At 30.7% G+C, this 15119-nt stretch carries 15 protein-coding genes; 10 read left to right on the top strand and 5 right to left on the bottom strand.

The genetic code is table 11. From position 1 onward, the window contains the following. Nucleotides 1–187 precede the first annotated feature (187 nt). The 5 genes from CURT_RS02440 to CURT_RS02460 all read right to left on the bottom strand — a co-directional run bounded on the left by CURT_RS02440 (nt 188) and on the right by CURT_RS02460 (nt 4939). On the bottom strand, nt 188–2263 hold the full coding sequence (locus CURT_RS02440; RefSeq protein WP_018712273.1) for a TonB-dependent receptor domain-containing protein: 2076 nt from the start codon (nt 2261–2263) through the stop codon (nt 188–190). A 167-nt stretch (nt 2264–2430) separates the two neighbouring features. Beyond that, entirely contained in the window at nt 2431–3045 is a 615-nt protein-coding gene (locus CURT_RS02445; RefSeq protein ID WP_018712272.1) for a CPBP family intramembrane glutamic endopeptidase, read from the bottom strand. Further along, nucleotides 3045–4244 (bottom strand): molybdopterin molybdotransferase MoeA, encoded by a 1200-nt coding sequence (locus tag CURT_RS02450; RefSeq protein WP_018712271.1) that lies wholly within the window; start codon nt 4242–4244, stop codon nt 3045–3047. The genes CURT_RS02445 and CURT_RS02450 overlap by 1 nt, the downstream gene beginning before the upstream one ends. Nucleotides 4245–4246: 2 nt before the next feature. Then, a complete protein-coding gene (locus CURT_RS02455; protein ID WP_018712270.1) occupies nt 4247–4693 on the bottom strand; it encodes a molybdopterin synthase catalytic subunit in 447 nt (148 codons plus the stop codon). 24 nt (nt 4694–4717) lie between these two features. Further along, nucleotides 4718–4939 (bottom strand): MoaD/ThiS family protein, encoded by a 222-nt coding sequence (locus tag CURT_RS02460; RefSeq protein ID WP_018712269.1) that lies wholly within the window; start codon nt 4937–4939, stop codon nt 4718–4720. A gap of 93 nt (nt 4940–5032) precedes the next feature. Between CURT_RS02460 and nspC the strand changes: the two genes are divergently transcribed. From nspC to selD, 10 genes are all read left to right on the top strand, one after another. Beyond that, nucleotides 5033–6187: a carboxynorspermidine decarboxylase gene (nspC, locus tag CURT_RS02465; protein ID WP_018712268.1), complete on the top strand. Its 1155-nt coding sequence runs from the start codon at nt 5033–5035 to the stop codon at nt 6185–6187. A gap of 323 nt (nt 6188–6510) precedes the next feature. Continuing rightward, a complete protein-coding gene (locus tag CURT_RS02470) occupies nt 6511–7212 on the top strand; it encodes a TorD/DmsD family molecular chaperone (protein WP_018712267.1) in 702 nt (233 codons plus the stop codon). Further along, nucleotides 7202–7387: a twin-arginine translocation signal domain-containing protein gene (locus CURT_RS02475; protein ID WP_018712266.1), complete on the top strand. Its 186-nt coding sequence runs from the start codon at nt 7202–7204 to the stop codon at nt 7385–7387. Before CURT_RS02470 ends, CURT_RS02475 begins: the two co-directional genes overlap by 11 nt. A gap of 13 nt (nt 7388–7400) precedes the next feature. Then, nucleotides 7401–10208 (top strand): formate dehydrogenase subunit alpha, encoded by a 2808-nt coding sequence (locus CURT_RS02485; protein WP_081617935.1) that lies wholly within the window; start codon nt 7401–7403, stop codon nt 10206–10208. A 10-nt stretch (nt 10209–10218) separates the two neighbouring features. Continuing rightward, nucleotides 10219–10827 carry a formate dehydrogenase FDH3 subunit beta gene (gene fdh3B, locus CURT_RS02490; protein ID WP_018712263.1) on the top strand — a complete coding sequence of 203 codons (609 nt, stop codon included), beginning with the start codon at nt 10219–10221 and terminating at the stop codon, nt 10825–10827. Nucleotides 10828–10905: 78 nt separating this feature from the next. After that, the gene (locus CURT_RS02495; protein WP_018712262.1) at nt 10906–11868 is read left to right on the top strand and encodes a formate dehydrogenase subunit gamma; all 963 of its coding nucleotides are present in this window, start codon (nt 10906–10908) and stop codon (nt 11866–11868) included. Further along, nucleotides 11869–12657, top strand: coding sequence for a formate dehydrogenase accessory sulfurtransferase FdhD (gene fdhD, locus CURT_RS02500; protein ID WP_018712261.1), 789 nt, complete (start codon nt 11869–11871; stop codon nt 12655–12657). It abuts the gene before it with no gap. A gap of 6 nt (nt 12658–12663) precedes the next feature. After that, on the top strand, nt 12664–13377 hold the full coding sequence (locus tag CURT_RS02505; protein WP_018712260.1) for a winged helix-turn-helix domain-containing protein: 714 nt from the start codon (nt 12664–12666) through the stop codon (nt 13375–13377). Between the two features lie 73 nt (nt 13378–13450). Continuing rightward, nucleotides 13451–14047 (top strand): sulfurtransferase-like selenium metabolism protein YedF, encoded by a 597-nt coding sequence (yedF, locus tag CURT_RS02510; RefSeq protein WP_018712259.1) that lies wholly within the window; start codon nt 13451–13453, stop codon nt 14045–14047. Further along, nucleotides 14044–15063 (top strand): selenide, water dikinase SelD, encoded by a 1020-nt coding sequence (gene selD / locus CURT_RS02515; protein WP_081617934.1) that lies wholly within the window; start codon nt 14044–14046, stop codon nt 15061–15063. Before yedF ends, selD begins: the two co-directional genes overlap by 4 nt. Nucleotides 15064–15119: the final 56 nt, after the last annotated feature.

Genomic DNA, 15119 nt, shown 5'->3' on the forward strand with positions numbered 1-15119 from the left:
TTATTTTTTAGTTTATTTTACCTAGTAAAATATCGTAAATTTTTTTAAAAAAATATAAAAGCAACTCAAAAATAGTAAAACTATGTTTATAGCTAAATAATAACTATTTTTCCTGCAAATTTTATATTTATTTTTAATAAAAAAGCCCAAAATTTGGGCTTAAATTTTCTATAGTTATACAATTTTATTAAAATTTATAACTTAAATTAAGTTTTATATTTCTTCCTTCTTCCCAGTCAATTGTACTTTTTGGATTTGAAAAATCAAGTGCTCTTTGAGAGTGTGAAGCATAAGCTTTATCAAATATATTATAAACACCAAAATTTACTTCAAGTCCTTCAAATTTGCCACTATTTGGAATCCAAGTAGCGTAAATATCATGGACTGCATAGCCTGGTTTATTGATTTTTCCCTTTTGACTTTCTTTTCTTATATTGGTAAATGTTATTGTATTCCAACCTATAAATGTATCAATAGCTGAAATGTAGTATTCTGCATTAAATGTAAATTTATCTCCAATATCTGAGTATGCTAGACTTGAGCCGTATCCACTTGCTTGTTTTCCTCTGCTCATAACAATTGGAACATTTTTATATTTTGTATCTTGTGTTGAATAGCTTGCTAAAAGACTTAAATTTTCATACATAAATTTTGTTGCCAATTCAACACCTTTTATCTCAGCATCGCCAGCGTTCATTCTAACTGCATATGGATTGCTTGGTGTTGAAAATTCACCTATTAAATTTTTATATTTTGTGTAAAAATATTTTGCTGAAAGATTTAAAGTTGAAGCATCACTTAAATCAGCATTGTATCTTAGACCTATCTCGTATGCATCACCTGTTTCAGGCTTTAAGTCATCATTGTGCATAGTGGCTCTTGCATTGGCATTGTTTATTCTAATTCCCTCAAACACATCAGGACCACGGAAAAGTTTAGCATAACTTGTATATCCACCTAATCCAAATTTTGTTTGATAGTCAAGCAATAGTGCAGGTGAGTACTCATTCCAGCTATAATTTGATCTACCATATATATCACCGCTTTTTCCACCTAGTGTGTTAAGTTCGTATCTATCGAATCTAACACCAGGAACAAATGTAAGACCTCCATGTCTAACTCGATCTTCTAAAAATACTGATAAACTCTTTACTTTATCATCTGCTAGACCAAAGTCATTTGCACTTTTTGTTTTAAATTTATTACCTTTTGGATTACTTTTTGTATTATTATAAGCTTTTGTTTCGTAGTATTCTATTCCATAAACTAGGGTGTGATTTATAACGCCGGTTTCAAATTTCATTTTATTTATGGCTTTTAATCCCCAAGTTTTAACGCCTGTGTTAATTCCTGCTGGATTTTTTTTAGTCATATCAAGCTCGTGATCTGTGTAGTAGGTGTTTAAAGTAAGATCAATATAATCATTTGGATTATATTCGTATCCAAGAGTAAAAGTATCTCTTTCATACTTATTGTCGCTTAAGTCCCTTTCGCCTTGTTTATTGAGTAAATTTGCCCACTCAGCCTTAAAAGGATAAATTCCTTTATATTCCATGTGTTCATAGCTTCCAGTTAGTTTTCCATAATCACCCGCTTTTACGCCAAGTTTTAATAAATAATTATAGTCATTGCCATCTCCACCCATTGGGTCGTTTTTGCCATCTTTTCCAAAGCCATAACCTCTGTGATTTATATAAGCAAGTGCGTCGAAAATTCTATTTTTATCTGAGCCATAAATAGTAAGACCTTGTGAAAACTCATCGTTATTTGAAGCATAGCCCGTATTTATTTTAGCTCCTATAGTTTCGTCGCTTTCTAGTAAGTCGCTCGAATCAACTGTTTTAAAAGCTACACTTCCGCCCATCGCACCACTTGTTCCAACAACACTATGAACACCAACGCCAACATCAACAGCTTTTAAAATAGCTGGATCAACTAGCAAGTCTGCATTGTGGTGGAAAGTATTTCCTTTTTGTCTTGCACCATCGATTGTGATATTTAAAGCTCTATCGTTCATACCACGCATATAAATTTTTTGGTTAAAGCCGTTTGTTCCACTCATATAAACGCCAGGTATATCTCTTAAAACGTCCTTTAAAAGTCCAGCATTTCTTGTATTTGCTTTATAGGCATCCACTGTTTGAGTGTTTGCAACTGCGCTATTTACTTGTATCGTATCAAGTCTAACAGTATCTTCTGCAAATACACTGCCACACAGAACAAGTGCAGCTATGCTTGATAAAACCAATCTACTTTTTCTCATCTCCTACCTTGTTTTTGAATATTTAAATATATAATGATAGTGCGTATCATCATAATTAATCTGTGTAGTTTATAAAATATTTGCTTAAAAAGTAATAAAAATAGATAAGAATTATTAATAAAATATTTTAAAATAAAAAATAGATTTTAATAAAATTATTTATATTACTAATATCCATTGTAAAAGTAGTGCCCAAGTCCTATCGTAAAGATAAAATTTCCATAAAGAGAGTGCTCTATAGAGCAAAGTAGGGTTGAGTTTGATTTTAAATAAGTTTTTATAAATAAAATTCCACCAAAAAAACTAAAAACAACAGCTATTAAATTTCCATAAAGTAGATGCACAAAAGCAAATATTAAAGCATTTATAAAAATAAATAAATTTTGATTTTTAAATAAATTAATATATCTTAATGTAAAAAATGTTCTAAATATAATCTCTTGAAAAAATGCCGATAAAATGGGGTATAAGAGCATTACTAAAATCCAAATATCTATTCTTTGTTTTGGTAGAAATAAGAAACTATTTTTTGAGAAAATAAAAGTAAAAATAGTTAAAAAAATGGATAAAATTAAAAATCTTTTAAAAATATCTTTAAACTCATCAAATTTAAAACCTTTAAAAAGATTTAAATTTGCTTTTTTTATGTGATAAAACGCATATAAGCTCCCAAGCCAAAGGACAAAAAACATATAATTTTTTGGCAAAATTTGCAGCATAAAAAGAGTTGGAGTGAGTAAAAAGATTATTAAAAACTCAATGTATAAAAAAACTTTTTTCATCAAAGCATCTTTAAGACTTTTGCAACATCGCCTTTTTTATATCCATTTAACTCTTTTGGGATAACTAAAAGTGCAGCTTTATTATTTAGGTTATTTACAATTGCACTTGAGCCATCTTTTTTGCCTTTTAAATTCACCCTCAAAACTCCGTTTTCATCAACACTCAAATTACATGCACTAAATTCTAAAAATGGTGATTTTTTTATATACTCTTCATCTAAAACCGCATTTATATAGTGGTTTTTTGATGTGTTAAAAAAACTTTCAATTAAAATTCTTACATATAAAATGCACATTACCATTGCAGAAAATGGAAATCCAGGTAATGCAAATATATATTTATCACCTGTTTTAGCTATTTTAATATGGCGTCCTGGCTTTATAGCTGCACCATTTATTAGAATTTCGCAATTTTTGCTTAAAACTTCTTTTACAAAGTCAAAATCTCCCATGCTAACGCCACCTGTTGTAATTAAAATATCACAAAAATTAAGTGAATTTAAAATTTCATTTTTTACTGTATTTTCTTCATCTTTTACAAGTGGTAAAATTATTGGCTCACACCCCATTAATTCTAGCATTGAAGCGATTGCTATGTGGTTTGAGCTTCTAATTTGAGCATCATTTTCAATCATCTCACCAAGATCTTTTATCTCGCTTCCACTAGATAAAACGCAAACTTTTGGCTTTATGAAAACACTTATATGAAATTCGCCAAGTTCTGCCAAAAGGGCGATTTCAGAATAGCTTAGTTTTGTGCCTTTTTTTATTAAAACTTCACCTTTTTTATAGCTTTCACCAATTTTTCTAACAGCAAAACCTTTTTTAACAGGTTTTAAAATCTCTATAAAACCATCATCTACTTTTACATTTTCAACAGGCACTAAAGTATCGCTATTTTCAGGCATTAATGAGCCTGTGAAAGTTTTAATGCATTCATTTTTTTTTAGGCTAGAAATTTCAAATTTTCCAGCTGGATTGCTTCCTAGAATTTTAAATTTTTTGTTATTTTCATCAAATTTAATTGCATATCCATCCATGGCTGAGGTTTTAAATTTTGGATAGTTTTCTTTTGCGATGATATCGGTTGCAATATAGCGGTTTAGGGCATTTGTTATAGCAACTTTTTCTATTCTATTCCAAGGAATTATATTTTCTTTTAAAATTTCAAGAGTTTTATCATAATCCATAAATTCCATTTTTATTCCTTTAAAAGTCCTGCACCAGCTAGTTTAAAAGAGCGATTTTTAGCATAAATTCGCTCACCATTTTTAACATCATACTTCCAAATAGGGGCATTTGCCTTAAAGTCTTCAACAAAATCATTAATAAGTTTTAGAGCAAGTTTTCTTTGTTTTGAAGCTACTGCTGTAAAATATGAGCTTTCGCCAACTTTTACATCATCAAAAGAATGAGCAAAAAAGAGTTTTACGCCATCATTTTTTAATCTTTCTTGCCAATTATTAAACCAATTTTGCAAAAGTGCTTCATAAATATCAAAGCTAAGTGCTTGGACATTATCATCATCTCTAATAATTCCATTAAAAGTTATAAAAGCACCTAGATTTTTATCTTTTATTTCATCGTACCATTTTTTATAAAGAGCGTTTGTATCAAGCCCACCTTTATAAATTTCTATTTTTTTCATAAAATTCCTTTTAGCGTTATAGTTTTATCCACCACAAACTGGTGGTAAAATCGATACTTTATCTCCATTTTTAAGCTCTTTATCTAAATTGCTTATTATCTCATCATTTATCGCAACTGCCGATATTTCAAGCCACTCTTTTAAGCTTTCATCTTTGTTTAAAATTTCTTTTAACTCAACTAAATTTGAAGCTTTAATCTCTAAATCATCCTTTTTTATAGGACCTAAAAATTCAACCTTTATCATTAAATTTCCTTTTTAAATTTTTAAACTCATTTTATCAAAAGTTAATAAATTCATATATAATAGTTTAAAATTTTAAAAATCAAAAGGCACAAAATGAACATTAACGATATCAAAACACCAGCTTATGTCTGCTATCTTCCAAAGCTCATTAGAAATTTAGAAATATTAAAAAATGTTGGCGATGAGAGTGGGGCAAAGGTGCTTTGTGCATTAAAGGGTTTTGCATTTAGCCTAGCAATGCCTTACATTGATAAGTACCTTTGGGGGGCAACTTGCAGCGGACTGCATGAGGCTAAATTTGCAAAAGAGTTTATAAAAAATGGTGAAATTCACACCTATTCGCCAGCTTTTAAAGATGAAGATTTTGATGAGATTATGCAAATTTCAAATCACATTGTCTTTAACAGCCCAAATCAAATTTCAAAATTTAAACAAATGGCACTTGATAAAGGCATAGAACTTGGACTTAGGATAAATCCAGAAAGCTCTTTTTCGCCAAAAGATATCTACAATCCTTGCGCTAAATTTAGCCGTCTTGGAACAACAAAGGCAAATTTGCTAAAAGCTCTAAAAGAGGATAAGAGTCTGCTTGATGGCATTAGTGGACTTCATTTTCATGCACTTTGTGAAGAAAGCAGCCAAAGTCTAAAAAAAGTTTTGGATAAATTTAAAGCTGAGTTTGGTGAGTTTATTCATGGGGTAAAATGGGTAAATTTCGGCGGTGGACATCACATAACTAAAAAAGGTTATGACATAAAACTTCTTATAAATTTGATAAAAGAGTTTAAAGATGAGTTTGGAGTTGATGTTTATTTAGAGCCAGGCGAGGCGGTTGGTTGGGAGTGTGGGGACTTGATAAGTTCTGTTTTAGACATAGTTGAAAATGAGAAAAATATCGCTATTTTGGATACTTCAGCCGAAGCTCACATGCCAGATACCGTGCTTATGCCTTATCGTCCAGCTGTTGTGGGCGAGAAAAAAAGCGCTAAATTTGAGTATAGATTTGGTGGAAATACCTGCCTAGCAGGAGATATTGTAGGACTTGAAGAAGGAGATGCTGATTATAAATTTGACAAGCCTTTAAAGGTTGGCGATAGGGTTGTATTTAAAGATCAAATTCATTACACCATTGTAAAAAACACAACATTTAATGGCATAAAGCTACCTGATTTAGTTTTGGTTGATGAAAATGGAGATGTTATAAAAAAAATAGAGTTTGGATATGAGGAGTATCGCCGTAGAAATTAAATTTACAAAAATAGCTAAATTTATAAAAATTTGGCTATTTTGTCTTTAAGAAAAAAATAAAATTTTACTTAAATTATAGCTTTTATAAATTTAATATAAATTTTATAAATTAATTTAAAAACTTAATAAAACAGATAAAAGAATAATTATATAACCACAAATATCTAGCTTATAAGCCATCAAAGAAAAATATTAAAAGAAATATTCAAAAATAGCATATTTAAGTTAATTTTAATTTTAAAATCTAATTTTATTTTTTATGAAACAAAAAGAATAATTTTGATAAAGTTACTTATAAATAAATATTTTTAAAGGCAATTTTTATGGAAAATGAAATTTTGGATGCAAGAATTTTTTATTATTCGTTATTTTCCAAATTTTTCGTTTTTAGTTATGAGAGCGATAGATTTGAAGGTGTAAAAGAGGCTTTAAATTTGCTTTTAAATTATGCTATTGATGAAAAAAGCGCAATTTCGCTTAAAAACTTGGCAGAAAATTTTGATGAAAAGCTTTTAATAACTGAGTATGATGATATTTTTCACTCACCTCCAAGTCCTGTGAGAACTACAGTAAGTTATTATAATGAGGGCTATGAAAGCTCACTTAGTTGTTTGGAAATAAAAAAAATATTAGCTAAAACCAAATTTAGAAAAGATAGCGTTAAATTTATTGAAAATGAGGATAATTTTGGGTTTTTATTTGTTTTAATGAGTGAGTTTATAAAATTTGGAAAATTAGAAGATAAAAATTATTTAGAGTATGCAAAAGAAATTTTTACCAAATTTTTAAATCCTTTCATTGATGAGTTTACAAGTGCTATTTATCTTCATAAAAGTTCAAATTATTATAAGGATGTTGTAAATTTGCTTATGAGTTTTGTTGAGCTTGAAAGGGTTTTTTATGGTACTTCAAAGCCAATTTTACATAAAGAGATAAAAGTTAAAAACAATCTTTCAAGATCTGAAAAAATAAGACGAGAAGTTAATAAGTTAAAAAGAAGTAGGGGTAGTAGAGATGGATTCTAAAAGAAGAGATTTTTTAAAAAAATCAGCTATTAGTACAGCTGTTGGAGTTGGCACAGTTGGCGCTTTAGAGGCTAGAGAGCCAAGTAAAAAGATAAAAAATAGCAGTGGTAAAAAACCTGAAATTTTATACCAAGAAACCAAAAGTTGGGAAATTTTTTATAAAAATTCAAAATAAATAAGGAGGTAAAATGTCGCAAGTTGATATACAAAGTCCAAAAATTGGACGAAGGTCATTTTTAAAAATGGCAGCATTATCTGGCGCTTTAGCTGGTGCTTCAACTTTAAGTTCAGCCAAAGCTACTAGAGAAGCAACAAGTGATGAGCTTTCAAATCCATATCCTGGATCTAAAAAAGTAAGAACTGTTTGTACAGCCTGTTCAGTAGGTTGTGGGATAATAGCTGAGGTTTTAGATGGTGTTTGGATTAGGCAAGAAGTTGCTGAGGATCATCCATTTAGCGTTGGTGGACACTGCTGTAAAGGTGCTGACATGGTTGATATGGCAAGATCATCAGTTAGGCTTAAATATCCAATGGTAAAAGAAAATGGAAAATGGAAAAGGATAACTTATAAAGAAGCTATTGAAAATATTGGCGCTCAACTAAAAAAATATATGGATGAAAATCCAGAGCAAACTATGTTTATTGGCTCAGCTAAAATGAGCAATGAGCAAGCTTATTATATCCGCAAATTTGCGGCAATGTATGGAACAAACAATATAGATCATCAAGCTAGAATTTGACATAGTGCAACAGTCGCCGGTGTGGCGAATACTTGGGGTTATGGCGCTATGACAAACTCACTTAATGATATAGCTTTTTCAAAAGCTATAATTATATTTGGAGCAAATCCAGCAGTTAATCATCCTGTTGGCTTTAGACATTTTTTAAAAGCAAGAGAAAATGGTGCTGTTATGATAACTATAGATCCTAGATATACTCATACAGCTGCAAAAAGTGATTATTTTGCTCAAATTAGACCAGGAACGGATATAGCTTTTATATATGGAATGCTTCACATAATATTTAAAAACGGTTGGCAAGATAAAGAGTTTATAAATAATCGTGTTTATGATATGGAAAGCATTGAAAAAGAGGCTTTAAAATGGACTCCTGAAGTTGTTGAAGATGTAACTGGGGTAAAAAAAGAAACTTTATTAAAAATTACAGAAGTTTATGCTAAAAATCGCCCAGGAACGCTTATTTGGGCTATGGGTTTAACACAGCATACAATAGGCACATCAAACACAAGACTTGCTCCTATTTTGCAACTAGCTCTTGGAAATGCAGGTAAATCAGGTGGTGGATGTAATATTTTAAGAGGACATGATAATGTTCAAGGCGCAAGCGATGTAGGTTGTTTGAGTGAAAATTTACCAGGATATTATGCATTAAATGAAACTAGTTGGAGACATTATGCAAACGTTTGGAAAGTAGATTATGAGTGGCTAGTATCACGTTTTGTAAGTAAAGAGATGATGCATAAAAGTGGTTTTACTCTTTCAAGATGGTGGGCAGGTGTATTAGATGGTAAAAATGGAAATGATAAAATTCACAATGCCAACACTAGTTTAAAAGCACTTGTTGTAATGGGTAATGGTATAACATCAACTGCCCAGCAAGTAAAAGTTCAAGAAGGACTTGATAATTTAGAGCTTTTAGTTATAACTGATCCTTTTGTAAATGAAGCTGCTGTCATAACAAATAAAAAAGATAATATTTTTATTCTTCCAGCTGCAACTCAATATGAATGTTCAGGCACCGTGGTAGCTACAAATAGAAGTGCTCAATGGAGATTTAAAGCAATTGAGCCAATGTATGAGAGTAAGCCTGATGAGTATTTTTTATTTGAACTTGCTAAAAAACTTGGTTTTTATGATGAGTATGTGAGATCTTTAGGCGATGGAAAAGGAAATTTTCAGTGGCCAGAAGATGCAACAAGAGAGCTAACTAATGGATTAAAAAGTATAGGATATACTGGTTGGACTCCTGAAAGAATTAAAAACCACACTCTTCATTGGGAGAAATTTGATAAAAAAACATTAAAGGGCTTTGATGAGTGTAAAGGTGAATATTATGGACTTCCTTGGCCATGCTGGACTACAAAACATCCAGGAACTCCAAATTTATATGACATAAGTAAACCTGTAATGGATGGTGGAATGGGCTTTAGAAACAATTTTGGTTTAGAACACAACGGCGTTAGCCAGCTTGCTATAGATGGACCTGTTGGCTCATCAATAAATAAAGGCTATCCTCAAATAACAAAAGATAATATTGAAGAGATTTTAGGCATAACATTAACTGATGAAGAAAAAGAGAAAATGGGAAAATCATGGAGTACTGATACAAGCAATATAATTGCTGAAAAATGCATGGAACAAGGTATTTCGCCTTATGGAAATGCAAGAGCAAGAGTAAGAGCTTGGAATTTTCCTGATGAGATTCCAATTCATAGAGAGCCACTTCATTCAAGAAGACATGATTTAGCTAAAAAATATCCAAGTTATGATGATAAGATAGATCATTACAGAGTTGATACTAAATATAAAAGTGTTCAACTTGCTAAAGACTATAGTAAAGAGTTTCCTATAAATTTAATTACAGGAAGACTTGTAAATTTAAACGGTGCAGGTATGGAAAATAGAGCAAGTCATTTTTTAGCAAGACTTACGCCTGAAATGTTTTGTGATATAAATCCAAATTTGGCTAAAAAATATGGTATTAAAGATGGCGATATGATGAAAATTTCTAGCCCAGAGGGAACTTGGATAAAAGTAAAAGCTAGATTTACTTATGCGGTAAATGAAGTATCTGTACATTTGCCATTCCACTTTACTGGTGTAATGCAAGGAGTTGATATGTCTAAGAATTACCCAACTGGAACAAGGCCATACGCAATAGGCGAAAGTGCTAACACAGTTACAAACTATGGATACGATATATTTTGTCAGATTCCTGAAACAAAAGGCGGATTATGCCGCATAGAAAAAGCATAAGGAGTAGTTTATGTCAAATACAAGAATGAAATTTTTATGTGACTTGGATAGGTGCATTGATTGTCATGGCTGCACGGTTGCGTGCGATAGTGGGCATGAGTTACCTCTTGATGTAAGAAGAAGAAGAGTTTATACTTTTAATGAAGGTGTTGTTGGTAAGGAGTATTCAGTTTCAATTGCTTGTATGCACTGCACTGATGCTCCTTGTGCGCAAGTTTGTCCAGTAAATTGTTTTTATATAAGAGATGATGGGATAGTTTTACACGACAAAGATACTTGCATAGCTTGTGGATATTGCTTATATGCATGTCCTTATGGAGCACCACAATTTCCTAGAAATGAAACTAAATTTTTACCAAAAGGTGTTATGGATAAATGCACTATGTGTGCTGGAGGACCTGAAAAAACCCATAGTGATGATGAGTTTCATAAATATGGTCAAAACCGTATAGCAGAGGGCAAAGTTCCACTTTGTGCTGCTATGTGCTCTACAAAAGCACTTTTGGTTGGAGATAAAAAAGTTGTTGATAAAATCTATAACGACAGAGTTGAGCTTAGAGGTTATAATACGGGATTTTTAGGAACATTGGATGAATATCCTGGAAATTCTTGGAAATAATTAGTTTTTTTACAGAAAGTAAAATTTAGATTTATATTGTATAATAGTTAAATTTAATGTTTTTTAAAAGGTATAAAGATGAGAAAAATTTTTATTTTGCTTTGCTCTTTTGCTGGGCTTTTTGCATATAATGAAGAATTTAAAAAAGCAATTCAATATGATAGTAGTGTTTGGGGAAAAGCTAGGGTTGAAAATATAGATGCTTATTACAACCATCCTTTTGCTGAATGGTTTGTTTGGCTTCAAAGTAGTGGTTTTTTTGCAAATTTAGCTTTATTTGCAATAATTGCTGTCTTAGTCGCTTTTGTTGGGCACTATGCTATCGTAGGGCCAAAGTCATTTTCACACGATCATGGTAAGGTTTATGCTTTTAATGTTATAGAAAGACTTACTCATGCAGTTGCGGCACTTTCTTGGGTTATCCTTGTTCCGACTGGTATTATTATGATGTTTGGAGAAGAATTTGGTGGAGGATTTTTTGTAAGATTATGTAAAAATTTACATGGAATAGCTACTATTTTGTTCGCTATAGTTTTACCATATATGTTCTTTAAGTGGCTTTTTAGAATGCTTCCTGCAACTTACGATGCTAGATGGGCTATTATGGTAGGTGGATATCTATCAAAGAATAAAAAACCAATTCCAGCAGGTAAATTCAATCTTGGACAAAAAGCTTGGTTTTGGGTTTGTATGGGTGGTGGATTTATCATGGTTATAACAGGGGCTTTGATGTATTTTTTAGATACACAAATTCCTGTAGCAAATGGTGCGTTTTTAGGAATGACACAAATAGATATTTTAAGATTAAGCGCTATCATCCATAATATTTTAGGTGCAGCATGTGCTGTATTTTTGCTTGTTCATATTTATATGGCAGTATTTTGTATAAAAGGCTCAATCCATGCTATTATAAATGGATATAAAGAAGAAGAAGAAGTTTATATACTTCATCATTATTGGTATCAAGAACTTCTTAGAAAAGGTAAAATTAAACCTTCTATTTTTGAAAAAGAATATACAAATTTAAAGCCAGTTAAATAAATGAACCCTATTGCTAATACTAAAATCATCAAAATTAAATCTTTTGAAAAGTTTGATTTTGATGATACCTTGGTAAGAGAAGTTAGGCTTAATATTTTTTTAAATGAGAAAAAAGTCATTTCATTAATGGCAACACCAACTGATGAAAAAGCCTTAGCCGTTGGGTATTTAATAAGTGAAAATTTAATAAATTCGCTTAATGAAATTTTAGATATTAAAATTGATAAAGATAGCGAATTTGAAGTAAATATTAAATTTAAAATTTTAAACCCAAATGATACAAATATAGAAAATTTACAAAAAAACTCATCTATAATAAGTGGTTGTGGAAGTGCAAAAACTGCAAATTCATTTTTGGATATGAAAGGTGAGGTTATAAAAAACTCTTCAGTTTTTAGTTCAAGTTTAATTTTATCAAGAATGAGTACTTTTTATACAGAGTGCGATTTATACGAAAAAACAGGTTGTGTTCATACTGCAAAACTTTTTATAAATGATAGTGAGTTTTATATAGGTGAAGATATCGCTCAGCATAACACCATAGATAAGGCCGTTGGCAAAGCTATTTTAAATAAAGCAAATTTAGAAAATTCGTTTTTAATGGTAAGTGGAAGATTAAGTTCAGAAATGGTTGCAAAGGCTATAATGCATAAAATTCCACTTCTTGTTTCTAGAACTGCTGCCACATATTTAGGAGTAGTGCTGGCTAGAAAATTTGATCTTACACTTTGTGGTTTTGCAAGAGGAAATTCTATGAATGTTTATAGTTTTGAAAAAAGGATAATTTAAAAATTTATGGAAGAGTTTATTTTAAAACTAGCAAATGAAGATAAAAAGTTAAGCTGTGCAGCTGCTTTTAAAATAGCTAAAGAGCTAGATATTGATATATCAGAAGTTGGAAAAAAAGCCGATGAAATGGGTATAAAAATTTCTAATTGTGAGCTTGGACAATTTGGTAAATTTAAACATGATATCCCAAATGATGATGTAGAAATTTTTTTAAAAATAAAACCTTTTTTAGATGAAAAAAATAGAATTAACTGCATAGATGCAAGAAATATAGCTAAACAAACAAAAGGATTTAAAGCTATAAGAGGTGTTTTAAAAAGTCATAAAATAGATGTTAAATATTGTAAATTAGGTTGTTTTAAAGAAAAGAAAGGAAAAAAAGTGGTTGTAAAAACTAAAATTTGGATAGAAAATAGTGATGGAGAACTTCTGTTTGGTAAGGGTAAAACCGAGGTTTTAGATGTTATTGATCAAACTGGTAGCATAAAAAAAGCTGCAGAATTGTTAGATATGAATTATAAAAAATGTTGGAATCATCTAAAAATTTTAGAAAAAAACTTTGACAATGAGCTTTTTGAGACAAAACCAGGTGGTGGAAAAGGAGCAGGAACTTCGCTAAAACCAAAAGCTCATGAACTTATGAAAGCTTATAAGCAACTACAAGCAGATATAGAGGAATTTTCTAATAAAAGATTTAAAGAGCTTTTTTTAAATAAATAAAACTTAACAAAGATTTGATATAATTAACCTTAGCTTTGAGTTCAAAGAAAACTTTATATAAAAAGGAAAAATTATGAAAATTGATTGTAGAAATTTAGAGTGTCCAACTCCTTTAATCAAAACAAAAGAGGCGTTAGAAAGCCTTAAAATAGGTGAAAGTTTAGAAATTTTAGTAAATAGCATTCCTCCAAGAGAAAATATCAAAAGATTTTTAAACACAAATGAGCTTAGCTGTGAAATAAGTGAAAAAAATGGCGAAACTTTGATAAAAACCATAAAAATAAAAAATCTAATCTCGCCATCAACCGATGGTTATAACTGCGAGATTTTACCTCAAAAAAGAAAAAAAGTTATATTTTTAAACGAAGATAGAACTGGAAGTGGCGAGGTTGGCAAAAATTTATTAAGCAAATTTTTGGGTGCTATTTTAAATTTAGACAATAAGCCAGTTGCTATAATTTGTGTAAATAATGCTGTTTTTATGACTACAGATAGATCACATGTTAGCTATCAAGTTCTTAAAAAACTAGAAGAAAATAAAATTAAAATTTATAGTTGTGGAAGTTGTCTTGAGGCTTATAAATTAGTTGATAAGTTAAGCATCGGCGAGATTACAAATGCCTACGAAATAATGCAAATGTTAAGCGAATTTGAAGTGATAAAGCTTTGAAATATAGAAATTTTAATTTGACAAAATTTGTAAAAGCTGCTGGTTGAGCCGCTAAAATAGACCCGGCGGGTCTTAACAAAAGTTTAGAGGGCATAGTGGAAAAAAGCAAGTTTTTACTATCAAATACGACGAATAATGAAGATGCGAGTGTTTTTAAACTAACAGATGATATAGCCATTGTACAAACGCTTGATTTTATAACGCCTGTTGTTGATGATCCATTTGTTTTTGGCGAGATTGCAGCTGCGAATTCTTTAAGTGATATTTTTGCTATGGGAGCAAAGCCACTAAATGCACTAAATATAGTAGGTTTTGATAGTTGTCATTTTTCAAGTGAAATTTTAGCTGAAATTTTAGCTGGCGGAAAGAGCAAAGTTATTGAATGCGGTGCAGAGATTGTTGGTGGACATAGTATAGAGACACCTGAGATGTATTATGGCTTAAGTGTTACTGGCAAGGTCCATCCAAATAAATTTTGGAGCAACAATACCTCTAAAATAGGAGATTTGCTAATCCTAACCAAGCCTCTTGGAATGGGAATTTTGAGCACTGCAATTAAAGGCGATATGTTAAATTTAGATGAGATAAAAGAGGGTATTTTTCACATGACTCAGCTAAATTTTTATGCTCTAAATGCCCTAAAAGGCTTAAAAGTAAATGCTTGTACCGATGTTACTGGTTTTGGGCTTTTAGGACACGCAAGTGAAATGCTTAATAATGAAATTTCCATTTCATTTTATAAAGATAAAATTCCTATTTTAAACGAAGCCATAAAGTGTGCAAATTTAGGTTTAATTCCTGGTGGAGCTTATAGAAATTTAGAATTTATTAAGAATTTTACAAATACCAAGCCTGATATAGTGTTTTGTGATCCACAAACAAGTGGCGGACTTTTGATAGCAGTTAGCCAAAAAGATGCTCGAATAGCTTTAACAAATTTAAAAAATGCAGGTTATGAAAACTCTCAAGTCATTGGTGAAGCAGTCCCTAAAAAAGAGTTTGATATATATATTTAATTGATAAAATTTTTAAATTTATATGCTTTTTATTTAAAATAAAATATAATTAAGTT

Source organism: Campylobacter ureolyticus (genome assembly GCF_013372225.1).
GTDB lineage: Bacteria > Campylobacterota > Campylobacteria > Campylobacterales > Campylobacteraceae > Campylobacter_B > Campylobacter_B ureolyticus.

Bases quoted from the DNA above. Each gene is read 5' to 3' on its own strand.
- CURT_RS02440 (WP_018712273.1), bottom strand. From the start codon at position 2,263: ATGAGAAAAAGTAGATTGGTTTTATCAAGCATAGCTGCACTTGTTCTG.
- CURT_RS02445 (WP_018712272.1), bottom strand. From the start codon at position 3,045: ATGAAAAAAGTTTTTTTATACATTGAGTTTTTAATAATCTTTTTACTC.
- CURT_RS02450 (WP_018712271.1), bottom strand. From the start codon at position 4,244: ATGGAATTTATGGATTATGATAAAACTCTTGAAATTTTAAAAGAAAAT.
- CURT_RS02455 (WP_018712270.1), bottom strand. From the start codon at position 4,693: ATGAAAAAAATAGAAATTTATAAAGGTGGGCTTGATACAAACGCTCTT.
- CURT_RS02460 (WP_018712269.1), bottom strand. From the start codon at position 4,939: ATGATAAAGGTTGAATTTTTAGGTCCTATAAAAAAGGATGATTTAGAG.
- nspC (WP_018712268.1), top strand. From the start codon at position 5,033: ATGAACATTAACGATATCAAAACACCAGCTTATGTCTGCTATCTTCCA.
- CURT_RS02470 (WP_018712267.1), top strand. From the start codon at position 6,511: ATGGAAAATGAAATTTTGGATGCAAGAATTTTTTATTATTCGTTATTT.
- CURT_RS02475 (WP_018712266.1), top strand. From the start codon at position 7,202: ATGGATTCTAAAAGAAGAGATTTTTTAAAAAAATCAGCTATTAGTACA.
- fdh3B (WP_018712263.1), top strand. From the start codon at position 10,219: ATGTCAAATACAAGAATGAAATTTTTATGTGACTTGGATAGGTGCATT.
- CURT_RS02495 (WP_018712262.1), top strand. From the start codon at position 10,906: ATGAGAAAAATTTTTATTTTGCTTTGCTCTTTTGCTGGGCTTTTTGCA.
- fdhD (WP_018712261.1), top strand. From the start codon at position 11,869: ATGAACCCTATTGCTAATACTAAAATCATCAAAATTAAATCTTTTGAA.
- CURT_RS02505 (WP_018712260.1), top strand. From the start codon at position 12,664: ATGGAAGAGTTTATTTTAAAACTAGCAAATGAAGATAAAAAGTTAAGC.
- yedF (WP_018712259.1), top strand. From the start codon at position 13,451: ATGAAAATTGATTGTAGAAATTTAGAGTGTCCAACTCCTTTAATCAAA.